Raw genomic sequence first — 19,448 nt, 5'->3', positions numbered from 1 at the left:
CGACCGCGGAGGACACCGCTTCCGGTGGGGTCGGGCGCACCGCGAGGGCGGTGGGCGCGTCACGTACAGGCGTGTGTGCCCAGCGCGGCAAGGGAGAAGTCGTGTTCGCCGGGACCACCGCGGGGTACGGGGGGCGGTCGACGGTGTGGGTGGCAAGGCGGATGGTGCCCGACAGCGGGAGGCCTCAGGTGGGCGCTAATTGGGGCGGGTCGGTCGGTTCGGATGTCGGAGTCCGTGCCGGGTGGGCGGATCGGGCCGATCCGCTTCCGGGGGTCCTGCCGTCTTGTCCCAGGCAGGGGCGCGGTGTGGCCGCAGGGGGTGTCGTGGCGGTGCTGGTGTCGCGCACTGTGCTGTGGTCCGACGGGATCGACGCCTGAAACCGACTTTTGGGCGGGTGGGCGCGGGCGCCGCGGATGACGGCGTCGTTGGCAGGGTGCATGGTGGGGATGTTCGAGGGAGACGGCTTCACCGATGGCCACCGCGACGTGGTCGGGCGACTGGTCACGGCGGAAGCCGGGATGTGGTGCCGTTCGTGGCGGAGGAGTCGTGGGGCAAGGGGCGGAAGGGCGGTTTCCTCTGATGGCGGATCTGTCGGAGTACCGGCGCAAGCGGGATCCCCAGCGCACCCCCGAACCCGTGCCCGACCCCACCGGGACGGACCCTGGGGTGGCCGATGCCGGGGTGCTTCCCCGCGGGCGGGACGACACGTTCGTGATCCAGGAACACCACGCCTCGTCACTGCACTGGGACGTGCGGTTGGAACGCGGCGGGGTCCTGGTGTCGTGGGCGGTCCCCAAAGGACTGCCACCCGAACCCGGGACGATCCGGTTGGCCGTGCACACCGAGGACCACCCCCTGGAATACGCCGCCTTCACCGGGACGATCCCCCGGGGCGAGTACGGCGGAGGGGAGATGTTCCTCTGGGACCGCGGCCGCTACGACACCGTGAAATGGGACGACCACGAGGTGCACGTCGTCCTGCACGGGGAGCGTGTGCGGGGCGAGTTCGTGTTCTTCCGCCGCGACAGGACCCCGGGCACGGGGTCCGGGGGGAAGGACTGGATGGTGCGGCGACGACATGCGGCGGTGCGACCGGACTGGATACCGCTGCCGCAGGGCCTGACGCCGATGCTGCCCACGACCGGGCCCCTGCCCTCTCAGGAGGCGGGGTGGTCCTACGAGTTCGCGTGGGACGGGGTCCGGGTGCTGGCGCGGGTCGAGGGCGGGCGGGTGACCCTCACGACCGGGGCCGGCCGGGACGTCACCGCGACCTACCCGGAGTTGCAGGGGGTCGGGGCACGGTTGGGGATGACCCAGGCCGTGCTGGACGGGGTCGTGGTCGCCTTCGCCGGAGGACGGCCCAACGCGGAGGCGTTGGAGCGGCGGGTGGGGGTGGTCTCGGCCGGGCGGGCACGGAGACTGGTGGGCACCTCGCCGGTGACCCTGTTGGTGGTGGACGTGCTGCACCTGGAGGGCCACTCGATGCTGGGACTGCCCTACACGCGGCGGCGGGGGTTGGTGGAGGGGTTGGGGTTGACCGGTCGGCACTGGTCGACACCACCCTCGTTCCCCGACGACGGGGACGCGGTGGCCACCACCGCACGCGGACAGGGGATACCAGGGGTGCTGGCCAAACGGTCGGACTCCCCCTACTCCCCCGGCACCCGATCCCCCGACTGGATCCTGGCCCCCGCCGAACCCGAACCCAGCACCGGTGAGGACGTCGGTGGGAGTACGGGTGCGGGTGACGGTGAGGACGCCGGTGCCGGTGGAAGTGCGGTGAGTGACGGCGGTACCGGAGTCGGAGCGGGTAGCGATCTTGACGCCGACGCGGGTGAGTGACGGAAGTACCGGGTGGGTGAGACGGCGACGGTACGGATCGACGGGCGGGTGCTGCGGCTGACGAACCTGGACAAGGTCCTCTTCCCCGAACACGGATTCACCAAGGCCGAGGTCATCGACTACTACACCCGCATCGCCCCCGTCCTGCTCCCCCACCTCGCCGGGCGCCCCGTGACGCTGCGCCGGTACCCCGACGGGGTGGACGGGCCCTGCTTCCACGAGAGGAACGTCCCCCGACACGCCCCCGACTGGGTACACGTCATACGCGCCGCGACACCGGGGAGTGTGCGTGGCGAGGAGTACGCGGACTCCGTGCTCGTGCTGGACCTGCCGACGTTGGTGTGGATGGCCAACCTCACCGCCCTGGAACTGCACATCCCACACCGGGCCCTCGACCTGCACAGTCGGTGGCACTCCCCCGACCTGCTGGTATTCGACCTGACCCCTGGGACCCCGGCCACGGTGGTCGAATGCTGCCGGGTCACGCTGCTGGTACGAACCGAACTGGAACACGACGGCATGACCGTCTACGCCAAAACCGACGGTGCCACCGGGATACAGCTTCATGCCCCGGTCGGGGCGACCACACCCGGACAGACCGCGCGGTACGCGAAGGACGTGGCGCAGCGGTTGGCCACGCGGCACCCAGGGTTGGTGGTGTCCACCACCGCCAAGACCACACGACGCGGGAAAGTCCTCATCGACTGGACACCCAACCACCCCGACAGGACCACCATCGCCCCCTACTCCCTGCGAGCCCGACCACGACCGACCGTGTCCACACCCGTGACCTGGACCGAAGTGCAGACCTGCCGGCGGGCCGGAGACCTGGTATTCCTGGCCGGAGACGTCCTGACCAGGGCCACCCACAGCGAAGACCTCCACACCGGAATGCATGAGAGGGCGATAGCACTACCCACACAACCAACCAACAACCCATGAGGGCCACAGCCACGAAACCGTGGAGCCGACGTGGACGGAGGCGAACACCGCACTGCAGACGATCCGCCAACCCAGCGGCAAGACGTAGCCCGACACCCGGTCGAACGCACTTTTGACGAGGCCGTACGGCGGAACGCTGCGGCTGCGCGAGCGGCGCACCGCTGATCGGGCCCCAATAGTCGGGCCAAGCCCTCTGACAGCTGCTTCTCGGCCGGCACAGATGGCAACGTCGCCGGCCGGGGTCCGACAACTCAGGGCCGAATGCCGTCGGAGCTGGTTCTACGGGCGGCGGTGGGATCGGGGGTGGCGGGTGTGGTTGTGGGGTCAGGTCTGCTTCATCGAGGTGAGGACTTCGTGGTAGTGCGGGTTGGCCATGATGCCGAGGATGTTGCCGAAGGGATCGTGGACGGTGGCGGTGATGTAGCCCGCGCCACCCCGGTCCTCGGGGCGCTCGTGGATTTCGGCGCCCAGTCCGACGAGGCGGGCGAGGGTGGTGTCGACGTCGTCCACGGCCCAGTAGACGACCGCACCACCGGTGGGGGTGTGGGGGGCGTACTTGCTGTTCACGATGCCCAACTCGTGTTGGTAGTCGCCGATGCGGAATTCGACGTAACCGCCCTCCACGACGTAGTAGGGCTCGATGCCGAGGAGGTCGGTGTACCAGCGGGTGGCCGCGTCCAGATCAGCGGCGAAATAGGACACGGTGGTCAGACCACGCAACACGAAAAGCTCCAATCGATCAATACCCGGCAGGCTCAGGCGGTCGCCCGGCTGTTCTCACCGTCCCCGGCGACAATCCCCTGGAGAATGGCTCCCGGTGGTGACTTCCGGTGGTTCCCGACGGTTCCCGGTGACGGTTCTTGGTGACGGTTTCCCGAGGCCCCCCAACGACTCCCCCCGTGACACCCTCGGTGGTCGTCCCCTGTGATGGCTCCTGGTGGACGCACCCGGTGGCTCCCCCGGTGGTGACTCCCGACGGTTCCGGGTGGTGGCTCCATGATGGTGGGTGAAAGTGCTCACCGAATGAGCACTTTCACCGGGAGACTTCCGGGCATGAGAGCTGATCGGCTTGTCGCCACCCTGTTGCTGATGCAGGCCCACGGGCGGGTGACCGCGGCCGAACTGGCGACCGAGTTGGAGGTGTCGGTGGCCACGGCGCGACGGGACCTCGAGGCGCTGTCGACCGCGGGGGTGCCGGTGTACCCACAGCCGGGGCGGGGCGGTGGGTGGTCGTTGGTGGGTGGGGCACGGACGGATCTGAGCGGGCTGACGGCGTCCGAGGCGCAAGCGTTGTTCGTGCTGGCGGGGCCCGCGGCGGCGGTGTCGCCCGCGGTGAAGTCGGCGTTGCGGAAGTTGGTGAGGGCGCTACCGGAAACATTCCGGGCGGACGCCGAAGCAGCCGCGCGGGCCGTGGTGGTCGACCCGACCGGATGGGGCGGCGGCGGGTCGGGGTGGGGGCGACCGGAGGAGGTGGTGGAGCGGTTGAAGACGGCCGTGGTGCGGCGGGTACGGGTGCGGTTCGGGTACCCGAGTCGGGGAAAGAACACCACCACACAGGAGATGCCCTCCCAGGAGACCACCACGCCCGAGGTGACCACACGGGAGGCGACCACGCCGGAAGTGGCCACGCCGGAAGTGGCCACACGGGAGATGACCGCATGGGAGATGACCGCATGGGAAGTGACCACGCGGGAGGTGGACCCGTGGGGGTTGGTGGAGAAGGGCGGGGTCTGGTACCTGGTGGCCGGGACGGACAGCGGGCAACGGACATTCCGGGTGGACCGCATGGTGGACGCGGTCGTGCTGGACACCCCCGCGCGGCGTCCCGACGACTTCGAGTTGACGCAGGCGTGGGAACGGGTCGTGGGCGAGATGGAGGGGCGGCGGTCGTCGGTGACGGCGGTGGTGACACTGCCCGCCGCGCTACTGCCGGTGCTGCGGTCCCAGTTCGGGCGACACTGCGAGGTACTGGAGCACACGGACGGGCGGGTCCGGGTACGGGTCGCCGCGCACACCGCGCTGGGGGTGGCGCAGCCGTTGGCGGGGTGGGGCGCGCTGGTGGAGGTGGAGGAGCCGCAGTCGGTGCGGGCGGAATTGGCACGGCTGGGGGCGGAGTTGGTCGGGCGCTACGCCTGAACAACCGAAAAGGGGACCCGCACAGACCTTCGACCGCGTCCACACCCGTGTCCTGGACCGAGATCGACACCTGCCGACGTGCCGAAGACCTCGTATTCCTGGCCGGAGACGTCCTGACCAGGGCCACCCACGGCGAAGACCTCCACACCGGGATGTATGAGAGGGCGATACCACTACCCACACAACCAACCCACAACCCATAAGACCACGCGGCCATAGGGCCATGCAGCCACAGAGGACGTGAGCGCGAGGGCGCGAGCGCAGGGGCGCGGGGGCGCGGGCCGTCGAGCGGGAAAGGGGCGGGCACGGCGGAGTCCACGAAGGACCGGTCGCCGGAGGCGTCCGTGCAGAACCCGGCCACGTAGCACGGAACCGGCCGTGGACACGGCATCCGGGGGGTGCCGGACCGCGCGGACGAGGCGACCCACGTACCCGCACCGGAAACGACAGGGGCGTGGGAACGGGTCGTGGACGAGGTGGAAGGGCGGCGGTCGTCGGTGACGGCGATCGTGACACTGCCCACCGGGCCGCCGCCCGTGCCGCGATCCCGGCTCTGACGACACCGCCGGGTGCTGGAGCACGCCGACAAGCGGGTCGGGCCCGGGTGGCCGCGCACACCACGTCGGGGGTGGCGCAGCCGTCGGCGGGATGGGGCGCACCGGTGCAGGTGCGGGAGCCACGATCGGTGAGGGCAGACGGCGCGGTCGGGGGCGGAGCCGGTCGGGCGTTACGCGTGAGCCACACCCCCGGCCCCGCGCTGGCCGGTTGGCGACGGGGACGGCCGGTCTGTCGATCCGCCGACGAGCAGACGCCCGGCAGGTGGGCCGGTACGCGGCACTGGAAGCGGTGCAACGGAATCGACGCGGGACCGGGCGGAGGGGTGGGAGACCACGGACGGGTGGGTTCGAGTGCGGGTCGCCGCGCACACGGCGTTGGGGGTGGCACAACCACTGGCGGGGTGGGGGCGCTGGTGGAGGTGACGGGGCCGGAATCGGTACGGGCGGAACCGGCATGACTGGGGGCCGGACTGGTGGGGCGTTACGCGTGAACAACCCGAAAAACGGAACCGCACAGACCTTCGAAGACGAAACCCGGAACCGGGCCGGCGGGAACCGGGCCAAACCGCTACACCGCAGGACGGGACGCGACAGGGCAGGACGCGGCGCGGCGCGGCGGGGTGAGGCGGGGTGAGGCGGGGTGAGGCGGGGTGAGGCGGACAGGAACCGGGGCGGGTGGGGCGGGTGGACCACGATCCACACCCGGAGGGGCAACACGACCGGCGGGATCGGAGGGGTGTCACGCACGGCGCCACTCCCCCGACCGACCGGGCGGCCGGTACCGTGACAACCGCCGTACCAACCGGTCGGTACCCCAGTGCGGAGGAGTGTCGTGGTGACGAACGCGCGGGAACTGTGGCGGATCCTGGAACCCCTGCACGGGATGATCTACTTCGTCCCCGAAGGCCAGCAGCGCTACGCCGCCCTGGGACTGGACCGCACCGCCGGATACTTCGCCTCCCGCGCCGCCGCGTTGGGACCGGTATCGGCCGAGGTCGTGATCGCCACCTTCTACAACTTCAACCCCACACTGGTACACGGGGCCATCCCCGCGGCGTGGGAGAAGACCACCCCCGAGGCGCTGCTGGCAGCCCGACTGGACGCCGCCGACACCGCATTGCGGCGCGGCCTGGGCGACCTGGTGACACAGACCGGGGAACTGGGCGCGCTCGCGCGGCGGGCCGCGGAGAAGGCGTGCGAGACACCGCAGGGACGGCCGCTGTTCGCTGCACACGCGGCACTGCCCTGGCCCGAGGAACCACTGCTCGCGCTGTGGTGGGCACAGACACTGCTACGCGAATACCGCGGCGACGGACACCTCGCCGCACTGCTGCTGGAAGGACTCTCCGGCATCGAAGCACTGGTCGTGCACTCCGGCAGCGGCGAGGTCACGGCCGAGGCGTTGCGGCGGACACGGGGATGGTCCACCGAGGAGTGGTCGGCAGCGGTGGACGGACTGCGCGTGCGGAGACTGGTCGACGGTGAGGGTGTGCTGACCGAGGCCGGCCTGGAATTGCGGGCACGGGTGGAAGGTCGGACCGACGAGATGGCGGAAGGGCCGTACACGGTACTGGACCAGACGGAACGGGAACGATACGTGGAACTGGCACGACCGTTGAGCCGCGCGATCGTCGCAGCCGGGTTGCTGCCCTTCAAGAAGTGACGGTGCCGGCGGTGGTGGTGTGCCAGCGGTACCGGTGCGCCGGCGGTACCGGTGTGCCAGCAGTGGTGGTGTGCGGGTGGGTTTCCGGGCAGCAAAAGGCACATCGTCGCCCGGTCCAGGTTCCCGGACCGGTCGTGGTGCGGCAGAAGGGCACATCACCGCCTGCCCCCGGTTCGCGGGCAGTAGAAGGGCACATCGTTACCCGGTCCGGGTTTGCGGACCGGTGGTTCCGGGTTTGCGGACCAGTGGTGCGGAAGAAGGACACATTGCTCTGCCCGCCTGGGTTTGCGGACCGGTGGAAGGACACATCGCCCGCCCGGTCCAGGTTCCCAGGCAGTGGAAAGGCGCATCGCCGCCCGGACCGGGTTTGCAGACCGGTGGTACGGCAGAAGGACACATCATTACCCGGACCGGGTCTCCCGGACCGGGCCTCCCGGTGTGGGCCTCCCGGTGTGGGCCTCCCGGTGTGGGCCTCCCGGTGTGGGCCTCCCGGTGTGGGCCTCCCGGTGTGGGCCTCCCGGTGTGGGCCTCCCGGTGTGGGCCTCCCGGTGTGGGCCTCCCGGTGTGGGCCTCCCGGTGTGGGCCTCCCGGTGTGGGCCTCCCGGTGTGGGCCTCCCGGTGTGGGCCTCCCGGTGTGGGCCTCCCGGTGTGGGCCTCCCGGTGTGGGCCTCCCGGTGTGGGCCTCCCGGTGTGGGCCTCCCGGTGTGGGCCTCCCGGTGTGGGCCTCCCGGTGTGGGCCTCCCGGTGTGGGCCTCCCGGTGTGGGCCTCCCGGTGTGGGCCTCCCGGTGTGGGCCTCCCGGTGTGGGCCTCCCGGTGTGGGCCTCCCGGTGTGGGCCTCCCGGTGTGGGCCTCCCGGTGTGGGCCTCCCGGTGTGGGCCTCCCGGTGTGGGCCTCCCGGTGTGGGCCTCCCGGTGTGGTGGTGCGGCCTGACCGGGCCGCACCACCACACCGGTCAGGCCTGCGTGAGCGCCGATGGCCCGGCCGAGGAGGCGCTGCTCGTCGTCCGGGAGCCAACGGGCGGCATGGACCATGCCCAACGCCATGGCCAGGCGCAGGCCGTCCTCGCCGGTACCCAGATCGGTGAGGTAGGCGGGCAGCAACAGTGCCAGGGCTTTGAGGTCACCGCGGGCACGGAGCCTGACGAACAACTCGGCCAGCAGCGGCTCGACGGGTCGTGGACCGGTCACGCCGGTGGCGCGGAAGCCATCGGCGATGGACATGCGCGTGGCATCGGCATACGGACCCGGCGGCACATCCGACAGGTACGCCGCCGCGGGCCATACGGGAGCCGGGAAGCGGAAAGAGATCTCCAGCAGCACGTCGGGACCGACACCGACACCCGCCTCGAACACCGCCGGCAACACCACCGGGTCGAAACCAATCCGCACAGGCCCGCCGACACAACCGGACGGCAGGACATGGGCCATGGGCCCGTGGCCCGTGGCCCGTACGGAAAACCGGGGGTCGTACAGGGGCCGGGGGCGGGGCACAGGTCAGGTCTGCGTGAGCGCGCCGATGACCTGGCCGAGGATCGCCTGCTCGTCGTCGGGCAGCCAACGGGCGGCATGGACCATGCCCAACGCCGCGAGCAGACGCAGGCGATCCTCCTCGGTGCCCAGATCGGTGAGATAGACGGGCAACAACAGGGCCAACGCCTTGAGATCGCCGAGGGCACGGAGCCTGGTGAACAGGTTCACGAGCAGCGGCTCGACGGGTCGCGGACCGGTCACGCCGGTGGAGCGGAAGCCATCGGCGATGGACATGCGCGTGGCGTCGGCATACGGACCCGGCGGCACATCCGACAGATGCGCCGCGGCCAGGGTGTAGTGCTCACGCGCCCGGTCGGGGTCGGGGTGCGCCTTGGCCATGTTCAGATGCAACGAGGTACGGAAACCCTTGACCCGGCCATCACCCACCAGATCGGCGCGGGTCAGGCACACCCGATTCCAGTGCAGGGTCAACTCGGGGGTGGGTTGGTGACGGGCTAGGTAATGCGCGGCGACACACGCCTCGTAATCATCACCCGCGGCATCCCACGCCTGTTCGAACAAGGCGCGGGCGTCGTCGGGGCGGCCTTCGGTCTCGGCGCGCATTCCCTCGGTACACAGCTTGATAACGGGGTTGTCCGGGTCCACGGAAACCATTCTCTCAATCAGTTGGGTGTCGCGGGAGATGCCACAGAGGGGCACCCAGGGGGTTGAGGGCACCGGGGGGGCACGGAGGGTCGCGGGAGTCACGCAGGGCACCGGGGGCACGGGAGGTCACGGAGGGTCGAGGGGGTCACGGACCGGCATGACCAGGGTGGTGAAACCGCCCTGGTCCGCCGAGCGGACGACCACGGATTCGAAGGGCGAGGAGATCTCCAGCAGCACATCGGGGCCCACGCTGGCGTCGAGCGCGGCCAGCAGCACCACCGGGTCGAAAGCGATGCGCACCGGCCCACCGACACAGATCGCCGCCAGGGTGATGGTCGTCCCGCAGGAATCAAGGGTGAGACCGTGTTCGTCCGTACACAGGACGAGCGGCCCATTGAGGTCGGCGACAGCCCCGTGCAGGACGGACCCGTCGACGACAGCGGCAGACGGAGCAGCACGATCGGTGACGGCCGTACCCAAAGCGGACCGGTCGGTGATGACCCGGTACCGGGCCGCGGACAGGCCCTCGAGCATCAACCGATAATCGGGAAACGCGCCCTCGACGGTCGGCAGGACACGGGCCACCGCGGACAGGTCGCCATCGGCATCGGCGATCGCGGCATGCGGATGAGTCGTGTCCCCGCCAGCGTCGGGCAGGACACAGCTGATGCCGCCGCCCTGTAGACGGGGCGTAGGACCACCGGTGGCGGGCAGAACATGATCGACGCCGTCGCCATACAGAAGGACGGTGCTCCCATCGGTAGCGGACAGAACACGGCCGATGCCGTCGCCGTGTAGACGGACCGTGCTCCCATCGACCGTGATGGTGACCTCCGGCAACCGCACCGCCCACGAGGCGGCGGAGACGAGATCCGCGACATCGACCAGGAAACGGCACGGGTCGCCCTCGAAATCGACGGGGCACAGGGCACGCACGGCCAAGCGGTAACGGTTGGTCGCGACCAGACGAACCTCGTGGCGGTCGAGTTCGACCAGGACACAACCCAACACCGGAAACCCCCCACGGGCGGGTCCGGACGCCACCGCCGGGGACACCTGACGCACCGCACCAGCCAGTTCAGCACCACCGAGCCGCACCACGGTCGGGCGGGCACCGGAAAGGTCCCGAAGGATCTCGGCGAGGGCCGCCTGGGCCGACGCGGCGGTGGCGCGGATCTTGCGGGCGTGCTCCTCCAAGACCGCGCGGGCCCGCTCGCGGGGACCGTCCAGGACCACCGAGACGTCCGTGAGCGGCACCCCGGCCTCACGCAGACGCCGGATCAGGGTGGCACGGGGTTCCTGGTCAGGGGCGTAGTAGCGGTACCCGGTGGTGACGTCCACAAAGGCCGGACGCAACACGGCGACGTCGTCGTAGAACCGCAGAGCACTCGGCGCCACACCCACCCGACGAGCAAAAACACCAATACCCACCAACACACCGGCACCAGCACCAGCGCCAACGGCGGAGCCGGAGCCGGAGTCAGAGTCAGCGTCGGAGTCGGAGTCGCCAGGGGCATCCGGGCCAACCGGGGCGTCCGAGGCGTCGGTGTCATCCGGAACATCGGTGTTGGCGGTGGCAGCGGTGGCGTCCATGGCATCGGCGGCGGCGGCGGTGTCGTCCATGGTGGGGATTGTGGGGTTTCAACCTGGTCGAAGGTCAAAACCACCCCCCAGTCACCGTGTCCGGAGGAGACGGGCCCGGTTTGGACGTCGCGACTCCTGTGTCCTACCGGCTTAAGGTGGTGGGTATGCCGAAGATCGCTACTGCTGATGTTGTGGAGCGGGAAGAGTTGCTTGGGTTTTTGCGGCCGCGTCATCGTGGTTTGCTGATCACCCAGCGTGCTGATGGGCGGCCGCAGGTGTCGCCTGTGGCGTGTGGGGTGGATGCTGCGGGGCGGGTTGTGGTGGCGACCTACCCGAGGCGGGCGAAGGCGCGTAATGCGCGGCGTGATGACCGGGTGACGATGTGCGTGGTTTCCGATGAGTGGGATGGGCCCTACGTGCAGGTTGACGGGAGGGCGGAGGTGTTGGATCTGCCGGGGGCGGTGGAGCCGTTGGTGGAGTACTTCCGGTGCATCGCGGGGGAACATCCGGATTGGGATGAGTACCGGGAGGCGATGGTGCGGCAGGGGAAAAGTCTGATTCGCATCACGATCGAGCGGTGGGGGCCGATCGCCACCGGTGGGTTTCCGCCGGAGCTTTGAGGCTGGGCGCGGGCGGGTGTGGGGCGCGCGCGGGCGCGGGTTCGGTTCAGGGCATGGATTCCGCGCTGCCGGCGGTTGTGGTGGTGGCCAGGGCGCCGCCCCATCCGGATGGGGCTTGGAGGATGCCGACCACGCCGCCCGCGGGGGCGGCGATGGCGGCTGCCAGGCCGGTGGGGGTGTTGTGCGGTTCGATGACGATCGAGCCGCCCAGTTCGACGGCGGTCGCCGCGGCGGCGGTGACGTCGGGTACGGAGAAGTAGACCAGCCAGCCTGGTGGCAGGTCGTTCCCGATCTCGCGGCGTCCGGCCACGGGGCGGCGGCTGGTGTCCAGTTCGGCTTCGTAGAGGGTGGCGCTGTCCGCGTCGCGGATCTGCCAGTTCAACTCGGTGGCGTAGTGGTCGTCGGCGTCGGCGTCCGCGGAGAGTTCGACCCAGCACGGTTCGCCCGAGCGCGGTTCCGGGGCCCAGGGGCCGTGCAGGACGCGACCGCGGTCCGCGGCGGCGCCGTGGTGCAGGGGGCGGGCGGGTGTGCCGCCGAAGACCAGGCGCCAGCCGTCGTGGCCGGGTGAGATGTGCACCGCGAGGCGGTCGCCCACCCAGCCGCCGAACACGTCGTCCGGTTCGGCGAGGACGGACCAGCCTAGGAGTTGGGCGTAGAAGTCCGCGGTCGCTTCGGGAGCGTCGGTGGTCAATTCGATCCGACGCAGCCCGCGAGCCGGGTTTGCCTGCAGCACTTGGTGGTTCCTGTTCTCAGCTGGAATCCCCGGACGGGCACCCATCATGTTGTGCTAGCGGGTGGAGTTCAATGCTCCGTTCGGCCCCAACGTGCGTTCGGCGAGGACTTCGGCCAGGGGACGGGGCTTGCCGAGGTGGAATCCCTGACCGACGCGGACGCCCAGGCGGATGAGGGCTTCGACCTGCGTGGGGCGTTCGACCCACTCCGCGACCGCCGAGAGGCCCAGGCCGCGGGCGATTTCCACGATTCCGGACACCAGGACGGCGTCCGTGCTGTGCTCGTCGATGCCGCGGACGAACTCGCCGTCGATCTTGATGCCGGTGATGGGCAGGTGCTTCAGGTGGACGAAGGAGCCGAAGCCGGAGCCGAAGTCGTCCAGGGTGATGCGGCAGCCGAAGCCGCGCAGCTTCACCGCGAGCGAGCGGGCGGCGTCGAGGTTGGTGACGGCGGCGGTCTCGGTGATCTCCAGGCCCAGGCGGCCCGGTGCGACGCCCGCGCCCGCCAGGCGGTCCAGGACGAAGCCCGCGAAGTCCTCGTCCTCCAGGGTGCGGCCGGAGACGTTGACGTTGAACTTCAGGTCCGGGTCGGGGTGTTCGACGAGGGTGTCGATGGCCTTGCTGAGGACCCAGCGGTCGATGTCGTGCACCAGGTTGGAGCGCTCGGCCTCGGGGAGGAACTCGGCGGGGCCGAGGTAGGGGTCCTGGCCGTCTTCCAGGCGGAGCAGGAGTTCGTGGCCGAGGACCTTGCCGGAGATGAGCTGGACCATGGGCATGGCGTGCAGGGCGAGGCCGCCGGAGTCCAAAGCGGTGCGCAGGCGGTCGTTGACCGAGACCCGCTTGACGGTGTCGGCGTAGTGGCCCGGTTCGTAGACGGTGACGCGGTTGCGGCCCGCGGCCTTCGAGGCGTAGAGCGCGAGGTCGGCGTTGGCCAGCACGAGTTCCCAGGCGTCGCCCGTGGTGTAGGCGGCGACGCCGGTGCTGATGGTGATGCGGGCGTTCGGGGCGACGCCGACCAGGGGCAGGGACGCGACGGCGTCGCGCAGGCCGTTGGCGACGACCTCGGCCTCGGTCTGGGAGAGGCCGGGCAGCACGACCGCGAACTCGTCGCCGCCGATGCGGCCGATGAGCTGCGGGGCGGCCAGCCGGGAGCGCAGGGCGGTGGCCAGCGACCGCATCAGCCGGTCGCCCACCGCGTGCCCGCGCAGGTCGTTGACGTCCTTGAAGTTGTCCAGGTCCAGCAGCAGCAGGGCGCCGCCGCCACCGGTGGCGAGCTGGCGTTCCAGCTCACGGGTGATGGCGCGGCGGTTGGACAGGCCGGTGAGCGGGTCCTGTTCGGCCATGAGCAGCAGCTCGTCGTGCACCCGCCGCGCGGTGGTGATGTCGTGGGCGGTGCCCATCGCGCGGACCGGTACGCCGTCCTCGTCGTGCACGACCTCGCCGAAGCACTCGAACACCCGCTCGACGAGCTGCCCGGTCCCGTCGTCGGTGCGCACCATGCGGTGGGTGAAGCTGAACCCCGCCGCCGTGCGCATCGCCTCCTCGAGGACGGACTGGATCATCGCCCGGTCGTCGGGGTGCACCAGCGCGATGTAGCCGACGAAGTCGAGCGCGGAGTCCTTGGGCATGCCCCACATCTCGAGCAGGGTGTCCGACCAGACCACCCGGTCCTCGGCGATGTGCCACTCCCAGGTGCCCATCCGGCCGAGCACCTGGGCGCGGCGCAGCGCGTCGGCCTCGTGGGTGGCCTCCAGCTCGCGGTCGCGCCACGCGGAGACGTCGACCATCTCGTAGAGCATCTCGTCGGGCGAGATGCGCCGGCAGGACACCTCCAGCCACCGGTGGCCCTGGCCGCACGTGCTCGGTGTGAGCAGGGTGAGGGCGGAGCGCGGGCGCTCGGGTGTGCCGGGCAGCAGCGCGGGCAGCGATCGGCCCACGACGTGCTCCACCGGGACGCCCAGAAGCGTCGCGAGTGCCGGGTTCGCCCAGCGCAGCGTGCCGCGCGGGTCCGTGACGCCGAATCCGACGTTCGCCCAGTTGAGCACCTCGCGGTACAAGGCGCTGTTGCCGCTCACGCAATCCTCCTCGCCACCTGCGCGACATGATGGTGGAGATCACCGTCCGTGGGCAAGCCGCCACCGTTCAGCGCAGTCGCTCCAGTCCTCGTGCGGCGTCGACCATGCCCGCGGCTAGTCCGCGCAGCTCCTCGCCGCCCGCACCGTCCTCCGCCGCGGTCATGATGTCCTCCGCGGCGCACCTGAGCTGGAACAACCTGTCCTGCAGGTCGGCCAGCTCGGTGCTGGAGAGCACCACAGCGTCCTCGGGAAGTCCGCCCCGCTGCACGGCCGCGCGCCGTTCGTAGGCGCGTTGCCTGCAGGGTTGGGCGCAGTAGCGCCTCGGACGTCCGATCCGGCCGTGGTCGGGCAGTCGCCGACCGCACCAGGCGCAATGCCGGGCGACCTCGCGGCGTTGGCCGATCACGCCGACGGCGCCCTCGGCCTCGGTCACCAGTTCCATGGCGCGCGACGGTATCCCGCCATCCGCCGTTCGCTCCAGCGCCACGCCGCCAAGGCACACTCGACGCGTGAACGAGACGCACCCGTACCTGACCGGCCCGCACCCGAGGGCGTACGCCCACCGGGGGTGGCACCTCGACGACCTGGCGGGCATGGAGAACTCGCTCGGCGGGTTCCGCCGCGCGACCCGCGAGGGGTACCGCTACCTGGAGACCGACGTCCACGCGACGTCGGACGGGGTGGTCGTGGTGCACCACGACTCCACTCTGGACCGCACCACCGACGCCACCGGTCCGGTGGCCGCGCTGCCGTGGTCGGAGGTGCGCCGGGCGAGGATCGGCGGCCGTGAGCCGATCACCCGGTTGAGTGATCTTCTGGAGGAGTTGCCGGAGGCGAAGTTCAACATCGACGTCAAGGCCGACTCCGCCGTGGAGCCGATCCTGGCGCTGCTGCGGTGCGCCGGGGCGATGGGGCGGGTGTGCCTGGCGTCGTTCTCCGACGCCAGGTTGGCCCGGCTGCGCCGCCTGGGCGGTCCGGAGCTGCTGACGTCGATGGGGCCGCGTTCGGCCGGCGCGCTGTGGCTGGCGGGGCGGGTGCCGGTGGCCGGGCTCGCGGTGCGCGGGACCCTGGCGCAGGTGCCCGCCGAGCGGGGTCGGCTGCGGATCGTGGACGACCGGTTCGTCCGCGCCGCGCACCGGATCGGCTCGGAGGTGCACGTGTGGACGATCGACGACCGCGCCGAGATGGAACGGCTGCTCGACCTGGGGGTGGACGGGCTGGTCACCGACCGCCCCGATCTGCTGCGCGAGGTGCTGAAGAGCCGTTCGGAGTGGACCGTGAGCTGACGTCCCGAAGGCATCTTGGCAACAGGTTGGGGTAACCCTCTTTCGCCCGGACGGGTGACCAGTACAGTCCGCCGTCATGAGCGTGGTCGACAGCAGCCCCGAGAGTGCGGGCACCACCCCGGATCGGCTTCGTGAGCAGCGCGGTTGGTGCTGGTACGACTGGGCGAACTCGGTGTTCCCCACCTCCGTGGCCACGGTGTTCCTCTCGGGGTACCTGACCGCGGTCGCCAAGGAGGACGCGCGCGCCGACATCGCCCGCAACGGCGCCGACGCGTGCGCCGACGGGCCGTTGACGCGGTGCGACATCTCGTTGTTCGGCGCGCACTTCCCCGCCGGGTCGCTGTGGGGCTACCTGCTGTCGATCGCGACCGTGGTGCAGGTGCTGGTGCTGCCGGTGATGGGCGCGATCGCCGACCGGACGCAGAACAAGAAGCGGATGCTCGGCGGGTTCGCGTTCGTGGGCGCCGCGGCGACCATGGCGCTGGGGTTGGTCAGCGGCGCGGACTGGGGTCTGGGGGTGGCGCTGTTCATCCTGGGCAACATCTGCTTCGGCTCGTCGATCGTCGTGTACTACGCGTTCCTGCCCGAGATCGCGACACCCGACGAGCGGGACGCGGTGTCGGCGCGCGGGTGGGCGTTCGGCTACCTGGGCGGCGGGGTGGCGCTGGCGTTGCAGCTGGCGCTGTTCATCGGCCACGACGCGATCGGGTTGAGCGAGGGCGCGTCGGTGCGGGTGGCGTTCGTGCTGTCGGGGCTGTGGTGGGCGGGGTTCACGCTCATCCCGTTGGCGCGGCTCAAGCAGCACCAGACCCCGCACGGCCGCGAGGAGGGCGTCGGTGTCTTCGCGGCCGGTTTCAAGGAGTTGGGGCAGACGTTCCGGTCGGCGCGGATGTTCCCGCTGACGCTGGCCTTCCTGTTCACCTACCTGATCTACACCGACGGCATCTCCACGGTGGCCAACGTGTCGGCGCAGTACGGGCGCGACGAGCTCAAGCTCGACGAGACGGTGCTGATCTCCACGATCCTGATCGTGCAGTTCGTCGCGTTCCTCGGCGGCGTGCTGCACGGGTGGGGCGCGAAGAAGTGGGGCGCCAAGCGCACCATCCAGGTCAGCCTGGTCGTGTGGATCTTCGTGATCGGCGCGGCGTTCTTCGTGCAGGCCGGGCAGCAGTTCCAGTTCTACGGGCTCGCCGCCGGGATCGGCATCGTGCTGGGCGGCACCAACGCGCTGTCGCGGTCGCTGTTCAGCCAGATGGTGCCGCCGGGCCGCGAGGCCCAGTACTTCTCCCTCTACGAGGTCGGCGAGCGCTCCACGTCGTGGCTGGGCCCGCTGGTGTTCGCCGGGGTGGGGCAGGCGACCGGGTCGTTCCGGCTGGCGATCATCTCGCTGGTGGTGTTCTTCGTGGTCGGGTTCGTGCTGCTGATCTTCGTGCCGGTGCGGCGGGCGATCGAGGCGTCGGGGAACCCGGTGCCGGTCAAGGTGTGACGGCGGCCGGCCGCCGCAGCTCCCGCAGCCCGACGGCGGCCAGCACGACCGCGACGACCACCAACAGGGTGGTTCGCGCCGCCAGGAACACCGCCAGGGCCGTGTCGCCGGGGTAGGACAGGTAGAGGGTCAGGTACCACAGCTCCACCGGCAGCAGGAGCAGCGCCCACACGGCGAGCGCGAAGGTCCGGGCGACCGGGCCGCGGCGCAGCAGGTGCACCACGGCGGCCGCGATCACGACCACCGGGACGAGTTCGCCTGCGGTGGCGGACAGGAACACGAACACCGCCGAGTCCGAGGTGAGCGCGCCGAACCCGGCGGCCACCGCGGCCGCCGGCACGCACGCCCACAACCACGGCCTGCCCGCCGGGGCGGGCGCGTCGCGGTGGAAGCCCGCGACCAGCGCCCCCGCGGTCACCCAGATCGGCAGTTGCCAGAGCAGGCTCAGGAACGCCACCGGGCCGCCGGTGAGCGGGACTGCCAGGACGCCGTAGAGCGCGATCAGCACGGCCAGGACCTTCGCCGGGGTCCGCTGGCCGGTGAACATCGCCAGCGGCCCGCCCACCAGCAGCAGGTTCACCGCGATCGGCACACCGGGTATCCCCGGCGACCCGACGGTGGTCGAGGTCAGCGCCTCGCCGAACCAGCGGAACGCGTACGACACCTGGATCAGGAGACCGATCAGCGCGACCAGCCGCACCACGTCGCCCAGCACGACGGCGTGGTCGGGGGCACCCTTGTGCGCGAGCCGGGTCCGCACGCCCAACGCGAGCGTCGCCCCGGTCTCGCCCCAGCCCGGCCAGCCGTGCTCCAGGTCGAGGTCGTCGGTGCGGTCGGCGAGGAACAGGCCGACCATCTCCTCCTCGCGCTCGGCCCGGTACCACCGCGGCAGCACCCGCAGGAGTCGGCGGTAGCGGTTCTCCAGGTTGCCGCTCACAACGCCCCCCTCGCCTTGAGCACGAACGACGCGGCCGCGACGTTCGCCGACAACCGCACGACCTCCGCCTGGAGGGCCCGTACCCCGGCGTCGGTGAGCTTGTAGTAGCGGCGCAACCGGCCCTGGTGGATCTCCTCGCGGTCCCGTTCGGCGAAGCCGTCGGCGACCAGGCGGTCGAGCACGCCGTAGAGCGTGCCCACCCGCAGTTGCGTCCGTCCTTCGGACAGCGTCCCGACCGCTTGGACGATCGCGTACCCGTGCAGGGGTTCCTCGGCCAGTGCGGTGAGCACCAGGAAGGTCTGCTCGGTCATGACCCGACTGCTCATGGGACATGTTATATCGGAAAGCGGTATATGCCGGCTAGTGCCCTATCAACACGTGAGGTTGCCTCATGATCGATCGGCAAGGCAGGATGCGGCGCCATGGGTGCGAAGGGCCTGGTCGACGGGATCCGCGAGATGCAGTCGATCAAGCAGAGGATCGGCTACGCCGTGGCGGGCGTGGCCGGGCTCGTCTGCGGCGGTGTGGTCGTGCTGGTCCTCGCCACCGAACCCGACCTCTCGCCCTGGGCGAAGTCCCTGTTCGGGCTGCTGGTGGTGATCGGTCTGACCTGGGCGGTGTTCGCCGTGTGGGCGCTGACCGGCGGGGTGCCGCGCTTCGGTCAGGACCAGGTCGTGGCCGCGTGGTTGGGAGTCGCCACCGCGGCCTGGTGCGCGCTCGGCGCGCTGGCCTTCACGCTGGTGCGGGGCAAGGTGGAGCCGACGTTGCTGGTCGTCGTGTTCGCGCTGGGGATGGCCGCCGCCATCGGTGTGCTCAGCGCCCGGCGCACCCGCGCGGTGCAGCTCGACCGCGCCCGCCGACGCGCCGAGGAAGGCCCGCGGGCCCCGAATCTGCACGTCTGGTCATGACGGCGGCCGTTGACGGTGACGACGTCGGGTGTGCCGCCGATGTCGTACGTCCGGTTGACACCGGTGCGACCGATGTCGTGGTGATCCGAGAGGATGGGGACATGACCAGCACGCACCTCACGGGCGCGACGGAACTGCCCGACGGCACGTGGATCCGCGGTCGCGGCCTGCGCCACCCGGCGCCGACCGGACCGCTTCCCGAGCACGGCCTGTACCTGGGTGGGCCGCGTCTGCGCGCCCGCCACGACGACGCGCTGACGTGGCCGCACCACTGGGTCCACTGGCCGGACTTCATGCTGCCGCGCGACCGGGACGACGCGATCGCCCGCATCCGCGAGCTGCACGAGTTCGCCCGCGCCGGGCACCGCGTCGAGGTCGCCTGCTTCGGCGGCCACGGCCGCACCGGCACCGTCCTGTCCTGCCTGGCCGTGCTCGCCGGGGTGCCCGCCGACGACGCCGTCGCGTGGACCCGCACGCACTACCACCGCAGCGCCGTGGAGACCCCGTGGCAGCGGCGGTGGGTGCGGAGGTTCCCGACGACCTGA

Annotated in this window: 17 protein-coding genes; 9 read left to right on the top strand and 8 right to left on the bottom strand. The window is 70.8% G+C overall.

Annotated features, from left to right (window positions below):
* Positions 1-579 precede the first annotated feature (579 nt).
* A complete protein-coding gene (locus tag RM788_RS52430) occupies positions 580-1,842 on the top strand; it encodes a DNA polymerase ligase N-terminal domain-containing protein (protein ID WP_315929317.1) in 1,263 nt (420 codons plus the stop codon).
* 12 nt (positions 1,843-1,854) lie between these two features.
* Positions 1,855-2,784, top strand: a complete 930-nt coding sequence (ligD, locus tag RM788_RS52425) for a non-homologous end-joining DNA ligase (RefSeq protein WP_315929316.1) — start codon at positions 1,855-1,857, stop codon at positions 2,782-2,784.
* A 324-nt stretch (positions 2,785-3,108) separates the two neighbouring features.
* Here the strand turns inward: ligD and RM788_RS52420 are convergent, their stop codons facing one another.
* A complete protein-coding gene (locus tag RM788_RS52420; protein WP_315929315.1) occupies positions 3,109-3,507 on the bottom strand; it encodes a VOC family protein in 399 nt (132 codons plus the stop codon).
* A gap of 330 nt (positions 3,508-3,837) precedes the next feature.
* On the opposite strand from RM788_RS52420, the gene RM788_RS52415 reads away from it, so the two are divergent.
* Together RM788_RS52415 and RM788_RS52410 are read left to right on the top strand one after the other, a co-directional pair.
* On the top strand, positions 3,838-4,920 hold the full coding sequence (locus tag RM788_RS52415; protein WP_315929314.1) for a helix-turn-helix transcriptional regulator: 1,083 nt from the start codon (positions 3,838-3,840) through the stop codon (positions 4,918-4,920).
* Between the two features lie 1,392 nt (positions 4,921-6,312).
* Positions 6,313-7,140, top strand: a complete 828-nt coding sequence (locus RM788_RS52410) for an SCO6745 family protein (RefSeq protein ID WP_315929313.1) — start codon at positions 6,313-6,315, stop codon at positions 7,138-7,140.
* Positions 7,141-8,634: 1,494 nt separating this feature from the next.
* Here RM788_RS52410 and RM788_RS52405 read toward each other — a convergent pair.
* Together RM788_RS52405 and RM788_RS52400 are read right to left on the bottom strand one after the other, a co-directional pair.
* On the bottom strand, positions 8,635-9,285 hold the full coding sequence (locus RM788_RS52405; protein WP_315929312.1) for a hypothetical protein: 651 nt from the start codon (positions 9,283-9,285) through the stop codon (positions 8,635-8,637).
* 117 nt (positions 9,286-9,402) lie between these two features.
* The gene (locus tag RM788_RS52400) at positions 9,403-10,899 is read right to left on the bottom strand and encodes a MerR family transcriptional regulator (protein ID WP_315929311.1); all 1,497 of its coding nucleotides are present in this window, start codon (positions 10,897-10,899) and stop codon (positions 9,403-9,405) included.
* Between the two features lie 125 nt (positions 10,900-11,024).
* On the opposite strand from RM788_RS52400, the gene RM788_RS52395 reads away from it, so the two are divergent.
* On the top strand, positions 11,025-11,480 hold the full coding sequence (locus RM788_RS52395) for a PPOX class F420-dependent oxidoreductase (RefSeq protein ID WP_315929310.1): 456 nt from the start codon (positions 11,025-11,027) through the stop codon (positions 11,478-11,480).
* Positions 11,481-11,526: 46 nt separating this feature from the next.
* Here RM788_RS52395 and RM788_RS52390 read toward each other — a convergent pair whose 3' ends face one another.
* The 3 genes from RM788_RS52390 to RM788_RS52380 all read right to left on the bottom strand — a co-directional run bounded on the left by RM788_RS52390 (position 11,527) and on the right by RM788_RS52380 (position 14,728).
* Entirely contained in the window at positions 11,527-12,213 is a 687-nt protein-coding gene (locus tag RM788_RS52390; protein ID WP_315929309.1) for a VOC family protein, read from the bottom strand.
* 54 nt (positions 12,214-12,267) lie between these two features.
* Complete coding sequence (locus RM788_RS52385; protein ID WP_315929308.1) at positions 12,268-14,286, bottom strand: putative bifunctional diguanylate cyclase/phosphodiesterase; 2,019 nt, start codon at positions 14,284-14,286, stop codon at positions 12,268-12,270.
* 67 nt (positions 14,287-14,353) lie between these two features.
* Positions 14,354-14,728 (bottom strand): hypothetical protein, encoded by a 375-nt coding sequence (locus RM788_RS52380; RefSeq protein ID WP_106194068.1) that lies wholly within the window; start codon positions 14,726-14,728, stop codon positions 14,354-14,356.
* A 67-nt stretch (positions 14,729-14,795) separates the two neighbouring features.
* On the opposite strand from RM788_RS52380, the gene RM788_RS52375 reads away from it, so the two are divergent.
* Together RM788_RS52375 and RM788_RS52370 are read left to right on the top strand one after the other, a co-directional pair.
* A complete protein-coding gene (locus RM788_RS52375; RefSeq protein ID WP_315929307.1) occupies positions 14,796-15,572 on the top strand; it encodes a glycerophosphodiester phosphodiesterase family protein in 777 nt (258 codons plus the stop codon).
* A gap of 76 nt (positions 15,573-15,648) precedes the next feature.
* A complete protein-coding gene (locus RM788_RS52370; RefSeq protein WP_315929306.1) occupies positions 15,649-17,058 on the top strand; it encodes an MFS transporter in 1,410 nt (469 codons plus the stop codon).
* Here RM788_RS52370 and RM788_RS52365 read toward each other — a convergent pair.
* Positions 17,048-17,995 (bottom strand): hypothetical protein, encoded by a 948-nt coding sequence (locus RM788_RS52365; protein WP_315929305.1) that lies wholly within the window; start codon positions 17,993-17,995, stop codon positions 17,048-17,050. The genes RM788_RS52370 and RM788_RS52365 overlap by 11 nt on opposite strands.
* Positions 17,992-18,321: a PadR family transcriptional regulator gene (locus tag RM788_RS52360; protein ID WP_315929304.1), complete on the bottom strand. Its 330-nt coding sequence runs from the start codon at positions 18,319-18,321 to the stop codon at positions 17,992-17,994. Before RM788_RS52360 ends, RM788_RS52365 begins: the two co-directional genes overlap by 4 nt.
* A 96-nt stretch (positions 18,322-18,417) precedes the next feature.
* Between RM788_RS52360 and RM788_RS52355 the strand changes: the two genes are divergently transcribed.
* Positions 18,418-18,903, top strand: a complete 486-nt coding sequence (locus RM788_RS52355) for a hypothetical protein (RefSeq protein ID WP_315929303.1) — start codon at positions 18,418-18,420, stop codon at positions 18,901-18,903.
* A gap of 101 nt (positions 18,904-19,004) precedes the next feature.
* A complete protein-coding gene (locus RM788_RS52350) occupies positions 19,005-19,448 on the top strand; it encodes a protein-tyrosine phosphatase family protein (protein ID WP_315929302.1) in 444 nt (147 codons plus the stop codon).

The sequence above is a fragment of the Umezawaea sp. Da 62-37 genome (assembly GCF_032460545.1).
GTDB lineage: Bacteria > Actinomycetota > Actinomycetes > Mycobacteriales > Pseudonocardiaceae > Umezawaea.
The sequence above is the reverse complement of the archived record's forward strand: the minus strand, read 5'-3'. Positions and strand labels throughout refer to the sequence as shown.